The following is a 13,779-nucleotide window of genomic DNA, read 5'->3' as shown; positions in this document are numbered from 1 at the left end:
CCGTGGCTCTGACCCAGGTAGCCACCACCCCCGAAATCGCGCCCGCACCGCCGCCGAGCCCCTACCGTTGACGCATGTCTGCGGCAATCGATATATCGAACCTGGTCAAAACCTTCGGCCGGACCCGCGCGCTGGACGGCCTCGACCTACAGGTCACCACCGGCGAGGTACACGGCTTCCTAGGCCCCAACGGGGCAGGCAAATCGACCACGATCCGCGTTCTCCTCGGATTGCTGCGCGCCGACAGCGGCTCGGCCACGCTGCTGGGCGGAGACCCGTGGGAGCAGACCGCCGAACTCCACCGTCGCCTGGCCTACGTCCCCGGCGATGTGAACCTGTGGCCGAACCTCAGCGGCGGTGAGGTCATCGATCTCCTGGGCAAGCTGCGCGGTGGCCTCGACGAGAAGCGCCGCGCCGAGCTGCTCGAGCGTTTCGACCTGGACCCGACGAAGAAGGGCCGCACCTACTCCAAGGGCAACCGGCAGAAGGTGGCGCTGGTGGCGGCACTGTCCTCCGATGTCGAGCTGCTCATGCTGGACGAACCGACCTCGGGACTCGATCCACTCATGGAGGCGGTCTTCCAAGAATGCATCGACGAGATCAAGAACGAAGGCCGCACGGTCCTGCTGTCCAGCCATATCCTGGCCCAGGTCGAGGCCCTGTGCGATCGGGTGACGATCATCCGCCACGGCAAGGCGATCGAAACCGGCAGCCTCGCCGATCTGCGCCATCTGACCAGGACCTCCATCTCCTGTGAAACCACCCGCCCGCCGACCGGGCTCGACGAACTCACGGGCGTGCACGACCTGGTGGTCGAGGGCAACCGCGCCAGGTTCCAGGTCGACACCGTCGATCTGGACCCGGCCATCAGCCACCTCACCGGATTCGGTATCCGCACCCTGACCAGCCAGCCGCCCACGCTCGAGGAGCTGTTCCTGCGGCATTACGGTGACGAGCTCGCCGCCTCGGGGGTGCAGGAGTCATGACCACGACCACCCTGACCGGCGTCGGCACCCTCACCCATTTCTTCCTGCGCCGCGAACGGATTGCGCTGCCCTGCTGGCTCATCGGCGGCGCACTCGTCTATTACTCGCAGGCCGTCGGCGTCGATATCGCCTATCCGAGCCAGGCAGATCTCGACCGGGTCGCCGCCAGCATGGAAGGCAACGCGGCCATGGTGGCCATGGCGGGCCCGCCACGGGTGCTCGATACCATCGGCGGCCAGGTCGCCTTTCAGGCCAGCGCTTTCGGCATGATCCTGGCCGGGCTGATGAGCATGTTCCTGGTGGGCCGCCACACCCGCGCCAACGAGGAGACCGGGCGTGACGAACTCATCCGCTCCGGTGTCGTCGGCAGGCATGCCACCTTCACCGCCGCGACCATCGTGACCGTCCTTGCCAACCTGGTCTACGGCCTCGCCGTCGCGCTGAGCCTGATCTCCTACGGGCTGCCCGCGGCCGGATCGATCGCGCTCGGTGTCGGCGCCACCTGTGCGGGCCTGGTGTTCATGGCGATCGCGCTGCTGGCGGCGCAGCTCACCGAGAGCACCCGCGCCGTCTACGGCATCACCGGTGCGGCGATCGCGGTGTCGTATGTGCTGCGCGCGGTCGGCGATGTGGGCAATGGGGTGTTGTCGTGGTTGTCACCGCTGGGCTGGGGCCAAGCGATGCGGCCCTACGACGGCGAGGTGTGGTGGCCGGTACTGCTGTCGCTCGCGGTCGCGATCGCGGTGACGGTGGTGGCTCGGCGGGTGCTCGATCACCGCGACTTCGGTGCGGGCGTTGTGCCCCCGCGCCCGGGTCCGGCGCGTGCGGGCGACTCATTGCAGAGCGCATTGGGGCTGGCCTGGCACCTTCAGCGCGGCTCGCTGATCGGCTGGTCGATCGGCATGCTGCTGGCGGGCCTGGCGTTCGGCTCGATCGGCAACGATGTGAGTGATCTGCTCGGCGACGTCGACCTCGCCGAAGTGCTCGGCCAGGACGTGGGCAGTCTGGTGGATGCCTTCTATGCCATGTCGGCCGGATTGCTGGCGCTGATCGGCTCCGCGTACACGATCTCCTCGGGGTTGCGGCTACGTGCGGAGGAGGCGGCCGGACGCACCGAACCGCTGCTGTCCACCGGTCTGCCGCGGCTGCGCTGGCTGGCCGGGCACACCCTCATCATGCTGGCCGGTTCGGCGGTGGTGCTCGCGCTCGGCGGATTCGGGATGGGACTGATGTACGGCATCGTCGCCGGCGATATGTCCCAGCTGCTGCCCTTCCTCGGCGCGTCACTCACCTATCTGCCCGCGGTCTGGGTGCTCGGCGGTATCACGTTGGTGCTCTTCGGTTTTCTGCCGCTGGCCACGTCGGGTGCATGGATCGCCCTTGCCTTCTGCTTCGTGGTGCTGATGTTCGGGTCGACGCTGAAGTTCCCGAGCTGGCTGATGAGTATCTCGCCGTTCGACAATATTCCGCTGGTCCCCGCCGTGGATTTCGCGCCGGCGCCGGTGCTCATCACGACGCTCATCGCGGTGGTGCTGTGCGCGGCGGGCGCATTCGGGTTCCGGCACCGGGACGTGGAAACCAACTGAGTGCATCGGACCGCTTCCCGATCGGGAAGCGGCCCGAATGTCCTCACCGCACGGTCAACGGCGGTGACGGTGGAAAGACCACCGGCATCGCGGCCAGCGCCCGGTGGAACGGGCCGGGCCGCCAGCTCAGCTGATCCGGCGCGACGGCTAGCCGCATCTCCGGCAGCACATCCAGCAGCTGATCGATAGCATCCTGAACCACCAGGTACGCCACCGATTTCGCCGGGCACGCATGCGGTCCCGCACTCCAGGACAGATGCGATCTGTTGTCGATATAGCGGCCGATACCGACCTCCGGATCGTTATTGCATCCGGTCATGCTGATGACGACCGGCTGGTGAGCAGGCAGCCACACTCCGTCGATGAGAATCGGCTGACGTGGATAGCTCACACAGAAGTTCGCCATCGGCGGGTCGGTGAACAGCACCTCGTCGAGCGCATCCCGGGTGGACAAACTGCCACCGAGAACGCTGCCTGCGAACCGGTCGTCGGTGAGCATCAGCAGCACGGTATTGACGATGAGATTCTGCTGTGGCTCGATCCCCGCACCGTAGAGCGTGACCAGCTGATGGATCATCTCTTCTTCGGTCAAGGCCGCGCGATGATGCAGCAGCCGGGAGGCGATGTCGTCGCCCGGCGCCGCACGCTTGATGGTGACCAGTTCCAGCACCGCCTCGGTGATCATCGCATTGCCCCGCTCGGCGTCGATACCATCGAAGATGGCCTGCATCCCGGTGGCCACCCGCTGCCCGAGTTCGGGAGGAAACCCGAGGATCTCGTTGAGCACCGCGAAAGTCAGCGGGAACGCGTACTGACTGATCAGCTCCGCGCTACCGGACTCGCAGAACGAATTGATCAACGGGATGGCGATCTTCTCGACCGTGCTGTGCAGGGTGTGCAGGTCGACGCCGTTGATGGCGGCGGTGTAGGCCTGCCGGTAGCGGGCGTGTTCGACGCCGGTACTGCGCAAGGCCTGTGGGCGCCATTCCAGCAGCGGCAGCACCGGACAATCCGGCGGAATATCCTTCTGCCAGACCCGCGGGTCAGCCGGAAAATGGTCCGGGTCGTTGAGGATTCGCACCGCGGTGCGATAGCCGATGACGAGGGTGGCGGGCACACCCGGCGCCAGATCTACCGGGACGAGCGCGCCGTAGCGTTCACGCATCTCCCGGTAGGCGCGATGTGGATCGGCGGCGAATTCGGCCGCATACAGTGCAATACGAGGACCCTCGGTATCCATCGGCATGGCATACGCGACGGGACAGGATCGGCCGGATTCGGCGAGATGGTGCATGGTCAAGATATCGAACTCCAGGTCTGACCTCGGCGGACGCGACCGGGCAGCACCGGGCCACTGCTGCGTCATCGTCTGCCAGGTGGGCCGGTTCGGGCGCGCCGTTGCACCGGACTACCGAACCCACGAATAACGATCTACGAGGTCGGCGGTCACCGGCCGATCAGGACCGAGCCGGCACCGCGGACTCGCCACACCGCTCCCCATCGCACGGAGAGCAGGTGTTTCGATAACCCTCCGCCCCCATTAGGCGGGCAACTCCCGGTGCCCATGCTGCTGTTTGCTGCCCGACTGTACCGGCCGAATGCGGGCCGGGAGAGCGAACGGGCGAACCCGCCTGTTCAGTCCGCTTGCAGCGGTGGGGATTTCGGAAACACAGCAGGCAACGCCGATAGCGACCGGTGGAACGGCCCCGGCCGCCAGGTGAGCTGTTCGGCGGGCACTGCCAACGCCAGCTCCGGCAGCGCATCCAGCAGCTGGTCGATGGCGTCACGGGCCACCAGATAGGCCACCGATTGTGCCGGGCAGGTGTGCGGACCGGCGCTGAAGGCCAGATGTGAGCGATTATCGGCGTACTGGCCGTTATTGATCGCCGGGTCGTTGTTACATCCGGTCATGCTGATCACCACCGGCTGATGGGCGGGCAGCCAGACACTGTCGACCATCGTGGGCTGACGAGGATAGGTACTACAGAAATTCGCCATCGGCGGGTCGGTGAACAGCACCTCGTCGAGCGCGTCCCGAGTCGACAGGCTTCCGTCGAGGACGCTGCCTGCAAAGCGGCCGTCGGTGAGCATCAGCCGCAGGGTGTTGACGGTCAGATTCTGCAGCGGTTCGATCCCTGCCCCGTAGAGCACCACCAGCTGTTGCACCATTTCCTCATCCGAGAGGCGGGTGTCGTGCTGGAGCAGGCGGGTGGTCACATCGTCGCCCGGGGTCTGCCGTTTGCGCGCGGTCAGCTCCGCCAGCGCGTCCTGCAGCATCGCGTTGCCGCTCTCGGCGTCGATGCCTTCGAAGATCGCCGCCATCCCGGTGGCCACCCGGTGCCCGATATCGGGTGGGCAGCCGAGGATCTCATTGAGCACTGCGAAGGTGAGCGGGAAGGCGTATTGGCCGATCAGGTCGACGCTGCCGTCCTCGCAGAACGAGTTGATCAGCGATATCGCGATCTTCTCGACCGTCGCATGCAGCCCGTGCATATCGACGCCGCCGAGGGCTGCCGTATTCGCCGAACGATATCGAGTGTGCTCGGCACCGGTGGTACGCAGTGCCGTGGTCCGGAACTCCAGCATCGGCAGCACCGGACAGTCGAGCGGAATGTTCTTCTGCCACATCCGGGGATCGGCCGGGAAATGCTCGGGATCGTTGAGGATCCGCACGGCCGTGTGGTACCCGATCACCAGCGTTGCGTGGATGCCCGGCGACAGCTCGACCGGGACCAGAGCCCCGTAGCGCTCGCGCATCTCCCGATAGGCGCGATGCGGGTCGGCCGCGAATTCCGCTGAATACAGCGAAAAACGCGGCCCGTCGGCCTCGTGTGGTGATACGTGCGGAACCGGGCACGAACCGGTGGACGCGTTCGAATGGTGCGTTGCCCAGTTGAGAGTCATCTAGAGATTTGCCATTACCGTTCTGAGCCGAGGTACACCGGAAGCTGCTGATGCCCGTTGGATACGAAGCTGACCACCGGTTGCAGCTCGGCCGGATCGACCGCGAGTCGCAGATCGGGGAACCGGGCGAACAGCGCGGGCAGCGCCAGTTCACCCTCCATCCGGGCCAGCGGCGAACCCACACAGTGATGCGCGCCGTAGCCGAAGGCGACATGCTCCTTGTTCTCGCGGTCGAGATCGAAGACGTCAGCGGTGTCACCGTGCACCTTGGGATCACGGCTCGCCGCCGCGTAGGAGGCGAGGATCGCCTCGCCCTTCGCGATGTGCACGCCGCCGTCGAGTTCGATGTCGTCCACCGCGAACCGCAGCGGCAGATGCGCGACGGGCGCCTCGAAACGCAGGGTCTCCTCGACCACCTCGGTCCAGGGCAGCCGTCCCGACGCCACGGCCTCGCGCTGTTCGGGATGGGTCAGCAGCGCGACGATCGCCTGATCGAGCAGGTTGACCGTCGTCTCGTGGCCGGCGTTGATCACCAGCATCAGCGTGTCGACGAGCTCCTTCTCGGTCAGCTGCGAACCGTCCTCCTCGTCGCGCGCGGCGATCAAGGCACTGGTGATGTCATCGCCCGGCTCGGCGCGGCGGAACGTGACCAGTTCGGTGACCAGCCCGTACATCTCGACGTAGTTGGCCGCCGCCTCCTCCTGACCGATCGTGGTGTCGAAATATCGGTCGACACAGACGCGCAGGCCCGCCCCCAGCGTTTCCGGCAGCCCGAGCAGTTCGGTGAGGATCTGAATCGGCACCGGATAGGCGTAGTGCGCCCGCAGATCCACCACCTCACCGGCGGGCATTGCCGCCAGCGCGTCCAGCAGTTCGCTGGTGACCTGCTCGATCCGTGGGCGCAGCGCGGCGGTGCGGCGCGCGGTGAACGCCCGCGCCACCAGCCGACGCAACCGACGATGATCCTTGCCGTAGGCGGTGAACATATTGTCCACCGCGATCCACGGAAACAACGGCCACTCATGGGTGATCTCGCCGTTGATGAACGCCGTCCAATGCTGCCGGGGATCCTTCGACACCCGGGGGTCGGCCAGCAGGCTCTTGAGCGCGGCGGCGTCGGTCACCGACCACGCGGGCACACCGTTGGGCAACTCCACCAGCGCCGCAGGCCCACGTTCCCGAAGCCGTGCGGCCTCGCCGTGGGTGTCTGCTCCCGCCATGTCAAGGACGATCGTTTCGCGCTCCACCACAGGATCCTTACGCAATGTTCAACGGAGGGGACTCCGGGAAGGTTACCGGCAAGGTCGTCAGCGCGCGGTGGAAAGGCCCAGGCCGCCAAGACAATTCATCCATCGACTGCGCCAATCGCATCTCGGGTAGCGCATCTAGTAGTTGGTCGATGGCTTCCTGCACCACCACCAGCGCCACCGACTGCGCGGGGCAGGCATGCGGTCCGATGCTCCACGCGAGGTGCGACCGGTTGCCCGAGAGATCACCGCCACGGATCGCTGGATCGGTGTTGCATCCGGCGAGGCTGATGAGCACCGGCTGATGGGCGGGCAACCACGCGTTGTCGATCAGGATCGGCTGGCGCGGATAGGTGGTGCAGAAGTTCGCCATCGGCGGGTCGTTGAACAGAACCTCGTCGAGCGCGTCCCGAGTCGACAGACTTCCGCCGAGCATGTCGCCGCCGAAACGATCGTCGGTGAGCATCAGCAGGAGGGTGTTGAGGATCAGGTTCTGCTGTGGTTCCAAGCCGGCACCGTAGAAGCTGATCAGGTTGGACAGCAGTTCCTCGTCGTCCAGATTCGACGAATGCGCCACCAGCACCGAGGTGACGTCGTCGCCGGGCTGGGACCGCTTGAGCTGGATGAGCTCCATCAGCGCCTCGCTGAGGTAGGTCATCCCCCATTCGGCATTGACGGTGTCGAACAGCGCGGCCATGCCGGCAGCGATACGCTGGCCCAATTCCGGTGAGCAGCCGACCAACTGGTTCAGCACCTCGAACACCAGCGGGAACGCGTACTGGGTGACCAAGTCGGCCGAACCTTCTTCACAGAAGGTGTTGATCAACGGCATCGCGATCTTCTCGACGGTGCTGTTGAGAGCGTTCAGATCGATCTTGTCGATACCCGCGACGTAGGCGGCCCGGTAACGGGCATGGGCGGTGCCGGTGTTGCGCAGCGCGTTCGGATACCACTCCATCATCGGCTTGACCGGCGAATCCTGCGGAATGCTCGTCTGCCAGGTGCGCGGGTCGGCCGGGAAATGGTCTGGGTCGTTGAGGATCCGCACCGCATCCTGATAGCCGATCACCAGGGTCGCGGGCACATCGGGCGCCAGATCGATCGGAACCAGCGAGCCGAAGCGTCGGCGCATCTCACGGTAGGCGTGATGCGGATCGTCCGAGAACTCCTCGGTATAGAGCGAGACCCGCGGGCCTTCGGCATCAATCGGCGATCCGTGCGCGACAGGGCAGCCGCTGAAGGGAGGTTGTGGTGTTGTGACGGGCTGATGGGTTGTCAAAGACGAGACTCCAGTCGATGGAACAGGAATTCGACGAGCATGATCAACGAGCGCAGGCAGGTGCCGCGGTCACGTGCGTCCAATGCTGTCAGTGGCGTGTCCGGGGTGAGGTCGAGCGCGTCACGGACCTCCGAGAGCGGAAACCGGTCGGCACCTTCGAACTCGTTGACACCCACCGCGTACGGCACACCGCGTTCCTCGAGCACCGACAGCACCTCGTCGGCCTTCTCGATACGGCGGGTGTCGACCAGAACCAGCGCACCGAGCGCACCGCGGGCCAACTCTTCCCACAGCGGTACGAACCGCTGCTGACCCGGGGTACCGAACAGGTACAGCGCCAGTTCGGGATTGAGAGTGATACGTCCGAAATCCATCGCCACCGTGGTCTGCGTTTTACCCGACAGACCGGCCATATCGTCGATCCCGACGCTGGCCTGGGTGATGGTCTCCTCCGTGCGTAGCGGCTTGATCTCGGAAACACTGCTGACGAAGGTGGTCTTGCCGACGCCGAAACTTCCGGCGACGAGCAGTTTCACCGATCGGGTCACGGTCTCCGGCACATAATCGACGGTGCGGTCAGGCCGGGAGAGCACGGAGCCCATTGAGAACCTCCTGGAGCAGAGCTATCTCCGGCAGTGATTCGGCCGGGGTGGGGATGGCGAGGTATTCGGTGTCGAGGAGGTCGGCGGCGATGATCTTGACCACCGAGGGCGGCAGGTCCAGATAAGCGGCTATCTCGGCGATAGAGAGGGCGCCACGGGCGCAGACACCGGCCACCCGCCGCGCGTCGGGGCTCGTACCCGGCCCCGGACTCTTGACGGCGATGACGAGGGTGACCAGGTCCAACTCACGGGTCGGACGCGAGCGTCCCCTGGTGCGCACATACGCGCGCACCAGGTCGGGATCACGCCGCGGCCCGCTCATGGCATTTCGCCGCCGTCAACGCTCCCGCGCGGCTGACTGCCGAGTTCGTGTCCGACTCGGCCGGCCAGCTCGTTCATCCGGTGCGCGATGAGGCCCACATCGATATCGGTGGTGGTGGACACCCCGAGCAGGGCGCCCTCGCCCGCCGCCGTGATCAGGATCATCCCCTGGTCGTACTCGGTCATGTTCTGCCGCACGCCATTCTGTGCGCCGCCGCAGAATTCACCGAGCGCCTTGCCGAGCGAACTCAGACCGGAGGCTGCGGCGGCGAAGCGCTCGGCGTCGTCTTTGGTGACTCCGCTGGAGTGCGCGATCCGCAGCCCGTCGTCGGACAGCAGGACCGCGAAGCGGACGCCGGGAATCTCGAGGTCCTCGAGTAACCAGCCGAGCTTGTTGGTGCTGTCGGTGACAACAGTTCTCGGTGAGCCCATCAGGATGTCATCCCTTCGGTGTCGTCGGTTGCGGCGGCGCGGCCGCTCTTGGAGCCGCTATGCCAAGCGGCGGCGATCTCGGGCCGGGCCTTACCCGGTTCGGCATTCGGGCTGCGTTGCCCGACCGGCGGAACCACCGCGACCGCACGGCGGCGGCGCTTGGGCAGACCGCCCGTGGTGACATCGGTCATCGTGGGACGGTCCTCGGTGTCAGGGAAGTCGGACACCCCGGTCAACGCATGGCCCCCCGTCGTCGTGGTTCGCGTCGGCGAATCGGCCGGTCCGCTCCCCGCGGCCGATCCGATGGTGGACCGCACGGATTGCGTCGTGATCGATCCGGAACTCGCCGTGGTCATGTTGGTCACTGCCGCCAGCGGTGCGGCCTCCCTGACCCGTGTGGTGGTCGGAGCCGATTCCCCGTGCAGGACGGCAGCGGCGGGCCCGGACGGCATGGGCGCCGGAATCGACGACATCCCCGCCGGTGCGGACGGTGCGGCGTCTTCGGCCTGCGGCGCCCTCGGGCTGACCAGCAGTGTCTCGGGGATGTACACCATGGCGCGCATACCGCCGTAGGCGTTGGGGCCGTCGATGTAGACGGTGAAGCCGTAGCGGCGGGCCAGCGCCGCGATGCCGGGGAAGCCGACCTTGGGGGCCGGGCCGAGCTGGTGGATGTCGACCGAGCGCTCGTGTGCGAGCACCTGCCTGGCCTCTTCCATCTGCTCGGCATTCATGCGCACACCGGCGTCGTCGACGATCACGGTGACGCCGTGATGGCCTTCCTGGAAGCTGACGTCGACGTAGGAGGTGGGCGGCGAGTAGCGCAGCGCATTGTCGATCAGCGCGGCGAGGGTGTGCACCAGCGGCTCCACCGAACGACTGATCACCACGCGATCGAGCTGGCCCGAGCGCACCCGCAGGAAGTCTCGGACGCGGCCGATGGCGCCGCCGACCACGTCGGTGAGCGACTGCGCAGGCCAGCGACGTCCGGGCAGACCACCACAGACGATCACATAGGACTGCGCCTGCCGGATCATCTGCTGCACGGTGTGGTCGATGCGGATGAGCGTTTCGTAGACCGCGTCGTCGCGATGCTCGCGCAGCGCGGCGCTGACCACCTGGCTCACATCGGCGCCGAGGCTGACCACAGAGGTACCGAACGACCGCACCGCGGCACTGGTGGCCTCACGCGCGGCGCCTTCGGCCTTCTCACGCTTGGCCGCCTCGTCCGCGCGCACGGTGGACTCGGCGGTGGTGATCGCGCGATGGGTCTGCTCTTCGGCCTCGCGGACCGTGTTCTCCCTGGTCTCGGTCTGGATTCCGCGCAGATCCTCGGCGATGCGTTCGGACACCCAGCGCATGATCTGCGCGAACCGCGAATCCTCCAGCCCCTCCGGGACTTCGACGACGTTCGCGGGCTGCTCATGCCTGCGGACCGATTCGGTCAGCGACGGCAGCGTGGTGGTGGCGAACCGCTCCAGGATCTCTTCACGGATGCCGAGGTCTCGCTCCAGCGCGTCGGCCCGGGTCCGCTGCTCCCGAACTGCCCGCACCGCGTACCAGGCCACCGCGAGGACGAGAGCAGGAGCCAAGATCCACGGAACCAGCACGGCGATATTCAGATTCATCAGCTCTCTCGTTGATGGGGCTCGAGGGAGCGCCACAAGATGCCACAGCCTGCTGCCACAGCGCTTCTTTTCGCCTTCCTCGTGACGCCCGACCATGACTACACCCCTGGCCGGATGAGGTTGTGCGTCGGGCACCCGGCAGAGCATCGAAAACCCTCGACAGGCTGCCCGAAAGCAACCGCCGGACAAGCACTTCGATCGACCGCCGAGCCAACGGACCAACCCTGCTCCGGCAGCTCGGAACCCGACGACTCGCCCACCCTAGCAGCAATGCGGCGAACTCTCTGCCGAACTGGCAACGCAGACTTACAGAACGCGATCCGTTGCGGCGGAGGGGATCCCGTTCGTGCACGTCAAGGGCGGTGCGGCCAGACCGGACCGCCCGGTCGGTCTGTCTGCAGGTCGGTGCGGAGGTCGTTGTCGCATCCGTGCGGCGATGTCCGGCGAAACCTGCGGACGGGTCCGCATTTCTGGAAGACTTCCCACAACGTATCGACAGTGCGCGGTGATCGGGCTATCAACTACGACAGGAGGGGCCCGCGTGGATATGGACCTCGTGGTCGCCCTGCTGATCGCGTACGCGGTGGGGTGGCAGCAGCGCACCAGGCTGCGGGCCGGCGAGCTGACCGGCTGGGCGTTGGATACCGCGGCGGTCGAGGTCGGCAATGTCGTCATGGCGAAGCTCGGTAGTGACACCGAGATCGACAGGCTGGTCTGGGAATCTCGGTCCGGTGGCGAACCCTCCGAGGCAACTCGTATCGCCGCGCGTGCGGTCCTGGAAGCGACGGCACGCATCGATCCATCGTTCCGGAACGCGCTGGCGCGCGCGGTCGCCGGACAGTCCGGCAGTGGCGCACGCTCCTCCGCGACCGGCTCGGCGGCACAACCCGGTCAGGGCTATCGCTGGACCGAAACCGAACCGCAGGCCCCGCGAGCCGAGGGGCGGCCGGGCCAGGTCGGCTACGACGCCGGGCAACAACCGGCGCAGCCGCCGACCGACGGGCGCGAGACCCGCAGTAGACGTCGCAGGCTCCGTGACCTGCTCGGGCATCCGAGGCGGCGTGTACTGCCCAGGTCCATCGACGTGTCAGCGCTGGAGGACGGCGGTTACACGGGGATCGACCGCACCGGCAACGACACGGACCTGCCCCGAGCCGTCGACGATCTGGTGCCCACCGATGACTCCGAGGTCGCGCCGACCGAGGACATCTGGGCCTACGCCTGTTATCCGCGGCTGGAGGCGCCGGACGTCGTCGTCGCGGGCGAGTCGTTCCAGGTCACTGTCGGGCTGTCGGAGACCTTCGATATGGCCACGATGGTGTCCGGCCAGATGCACGTGTATTCCTCGGATCCGGAATTCGAGATCCAGATCGAAGTGCTGGTGGACCCGAAATCGCTGATCGTCGCCGATGATCCGCATATCGCTGTGCGTGTGACGCTCGCCGATCCGTATCCGCGCCACACGCTGACCTTGCGTGCGGTGACCGCCCCCTCGCTGACACCCGAACGCACCCTGCGGCTGATCATCCGCAGGCAGGGGCGGATCATCGGGCTGGCGGCACGCACCCTCGTGGTCGTGGCGAACGCGAGCAGGCTGGCGACCCAGCCGCCGCCTCCCCCGCCGTCACACCAGCTGCTCGATCTCGAGTCGCTGCTCGACGAGGCACCCCCTGACCTCGTCGTGGTGGTGTACCGGGCCGACGAGCCCGACACCTACGTCTGGGATGCCTACGCGCTCGGCGGCCAGATCACCCTCCCCGATGCCGAGCGACGCAGCCGTATCGACCACACCGCACGCGATTTCGCCACCTACACACGCCGTCTTGTCAAAGCGGAGGCGTTTCGTGGGGTGGGGATCTTCGACAACCTCAAGGGCTACGGCGATCTGGTGTTCTCGGTGCTGCCCAGCGGAATCCGGACGGTGCTGCGCGAGCTCGTGCGGGGCCGCGACGACGCCCCGGCCGTGCTGTGGCTGACCGAGGAGGCGTTCGTACCGTGGGAGCTCGCGGTCTTCGACCCACCGCTGTGCACCGTGTACGCGGGTGACGCTCCGTTCCTCGGCGCCCATCTGGCGATGTCGCGCTGGCCCTTCGCGCCGGAGGGTCCGCGGCCGAGTTTGCGGCGCGAGCATCCGATCAACAGGCAGGCGGTGCTGACCGCCGACTACGAAGGGGTCAGGAACTTCCCACCGCTGCCCGCCGCGGTCGCCGAGGCCACGCGGTTCGACGAAAAATATGGGCCCATCACGCCTCTGCCACCGATGCGGGAGCAGGTCATCGGCTGCCTGGAAGGACGGATGCCGGTCGACCTGCTGCACGTCGCGCTGCACGGCACCTTCGACGAGGCGGTCCAAGAGGACGGCCTCGTCCTGCTGGAGCCGCGCGCCGACGGTTTCGCGGCCTCGTTCCTGACCGCCCTCGCGGTGCGGGGCCTCCGTAACACGAGCAGCACGCCGTTCGTCTACCTGAACGCGTGTTCGGTCGGCGCGGGACAGTCGATTCTCGGCAGCTATGCCGGCTTCGCGACGGCGCTGCTGCGCACCGGCGCGATCGGTGTGGTCGCGCCGCTGTGGACCATCGACGATACGGTCGCCGCCGAGCTCGCGGCGCGGTTCTACGACGGTGCCTTCGCCGACCCTCCGGTTCCTGTCGCGGAGCTGCTGCGCCGCGCCCGCGCCGACTACACCCGCGACCGGGTGGTCGCCGATCCCGAACGGGTCACCCCGACCCATCTCGGCTATCTTGCCTTCGGCCATCCGCGACTCACACTGCGGCGCAACAGATCACCGGAAAGGTAG

11 protein-coding genes are annotated in these 13,779 nt (G+C 66.8%); 3 read left to right on the top strand and 8 right to left on the bottom strand.

Going from position 1 to position 13,779, the window contains the following annotated elements:
* Positions 1-74: 74 nt before the first annotated feature.
* A complete protein-coding gene (locus GV792_RS10360; RefSeq protein WP_163823844.1) occupies positions 75-986 on the top strand; it encodes an ABC transporter ATP-binding protein in 912 nt (303 codons plus the stop codon).
* Positions 983-2,572, top strand: coding sequence for an ABC transporter permease (locus tag GV792_RS10355; protein WP_163823843.1), 1,590 nt, complete (start codon positions 983-985; stop codon positions 2,570-2,572). The genes GV792_RS10360 and GV792_RS10355 overlap by 4 nt, the downstream gene beginning before the upstream one ends.
* Before the next feature lie 43 nt (positions 2,573-2,615).
* Here the strand turns inward: GV792_RS10355 and GV792_RS10350 are convergent, their stop codons facing one another.
* The 8 genes from GV792_RS10350 to GV792_RS10315 all read right to left on the bottom strand — a co-directional run bounded on the left by GV792_RS10350 (position 2,616) and on the right by GV792_RS10315 (position 10,982).
* Positions 2,616-3,866, bottom strand: coding sequence for a cytochrome P450 (locus tag GV792_RS10350; RefSeq protein ID WP_163823988.1), 1,251 nt, complete (start codon positions 3,864-3,866; stop codon positions 2,616-2,618).
* Between the two features lie 341 nt (positions 3,867-4,207).
* A complete protein-coding gene (locus GV792_RS10345; protein WP_163823842.1) occupies positions 4,208-5,476 on the bottom strand; it encodes a cytochrome P450 in 1,269 nt (422 codons plus the stop codon).
* A 14-nt stretch (positions 5,477-5,490) separates the two neighbouring features.
* Positions 5,491-6,723 (bottom strand): cytochrome P450 family protein, encoded by a 1,233-nt coding sequence (locus GV792_RS10340; protein WP_163823841.1) that lies wholly within the window; start codon positions 6,721-6,723, stop codon positions 5,491-5,493.
* 10 nt (positions 6,724-6,733) lie between these two features.
* Positions 6,734-8,002, bottom strand: coding sequence for a cytochrome P450 (locus GV792_RS10335; RefSeq protein WP_163823840.1), 1,269 nt, complete (start codon positions 8,000-8,002; stop codon positions 6,734-6,736).
* Positions 7,999-8,604, bottom strand: a complete 606-nt coding sequence (locus GV792_RS10330; protein ID WP_163823839.1) for a GTP-binding protein — start codon at positions 8,602-8,604, stop codon at positions 7,999-8,001. The genes GV792_RS10335 and GV792_RS10330 overlap by 4 nt, the downstream gene beginning before the upstream one ends.
* A complete protein-coding gene (locus GV792_RS10325) occupies positions 8,579-8,926 on the bottom strand; it encodes a DUF742 domain-containing protein (protein ID WP_163823838.1) in 348 nt (115 codons plus the stop codon). The genes GV792_RS10330 and GV792_RS10325 overlap by 26 nt, the downstream gene beginning before the upstream one ends.
* Positions 8,923-9,357, bottom strand: a complete 435-nt coding sequence (locus GV792_RS10320; RefSeq protein WP_163823837.1) for a roadblock/LC7 domain-containing protein — start codon at positions 9,355-9,357, stop codon at positions 8,923-8,925. The genes GV792_RS10325 and GV792_RS10320 overlap by 4 nt, the downstream gene beginning before the upstream one ends.
* The gene (locus GV792_RS10315; protein WP_163823836.1) at positions 9,357-10,982 is read right to left on the bottom strand and encodes an ATP-binding protein; all 1,626 of its coding nucleotides are present in this window, start codon (positions 10,980-10,982) and stop codon (positions 9,357-9,359) included. Before GV792_RS10315 ends, GV792_RS10320 begins: the two co-directional genes overlap by 1 nt.
* A gap of 547 nt (positions 10,983-11,529) precedes the next feature.
* Between GV792_RS10315 and GV792_RS10310 the strand changes: the two genes are divergently transcribed.
* On the top strand, positions 11,530-13,779 hold the full coding sequence (locus tag GV792_RS10310) for a CHAT domain-containing protein (RefSeq protein WP_256673797.1): 2,250 nt from the start codon (positions 11,530-11,532) through the stop codon (positions 13,777-13,779).

The organism is Nocardia cyriacigeorgica (assembly GCF_010868145.1).
GTDB classification, from domain to species: Bacteria; Actinomycetota; Actinomycetes; order Mycobacteriales; family Mycobacteriaceae; genus Nocardia; species Nocardia cyriacigeorgica_D.
Note: the sequence above shows the minus strand (reverse complement) of the source record. Positions and strands in the feature narration are given on the sequence as shown.

What these genes read in the sequence shown, in the direction of transcription:
- GV792_RS10320 (WP_163823837.1), bottom strand. Translation starts at nt 9,357, where the DNA reads ATGGGCTCACCGAGAACTGTTGTCACCGACAGCACCAACAAGCTCGGC.
- GV792_RS10315 (WP_163823836.1), bottom strand. Translation starts at nt 10,982, where the DNA reads ATGAATCTGAATATCGCCGTGCTGGTTCCGTGGATCTTGGCTCCTGCT.
- GV792_RS10325 (WP_163823838.1), bottom strand. Translation starts at nt 8,926, where the DNA reads ATGAGCGGGCCGCGGCGTGATCCCGACCTGGTGCGCGCGTATGTGCGC.
- GV792_RS10360 (WP_163823844.1), top strand. Translation starts at nt 75, where the DNA reads ATGTCTGCGGCAATCGATATATCGAACCTGGTCAAAACCTTCGGCCGG.
- GV792_RS10310 (WP_256673797.1), top strand. Translation starts at nt 11,530, where the DNA reads ATGGACCTCGTGGTCGCCCTGCTGATCGCGTACGCGGTGGGGTGGCAG.
- GV792_RS10355 (WP_163823843.1), top strand. Translation starts at nt 983, where the DNA reads ATGACCACGACCACCCTGACCGGCGTCGGCACCCTCACCCATTTCTTC.
- GV792_RS10345 (WP_163823842.1), bottom strand. Translation starts at nt 5,476, where the DNA reads ATGACTCTCAACTGGGCAACGCACCATTCGAACGCGTCCACCGGTTCG.
- GV792_RS10350 (WP_163823988.1), bottom strand. Translation starts at nt 3,866, where the DNA reads ATGCACCATCTCGCCGAATCCGGCCGATCCTGTCCCGTCGCGTATGCC.
- GV792_RS10330 (WP_163823839.1), bottom strand. Translation starts at nt 8,604, where the DNA reads ATGGGCTCCGTGCTCTCCCGGCCTGACCGCACCGTCGATTATGTGCCG.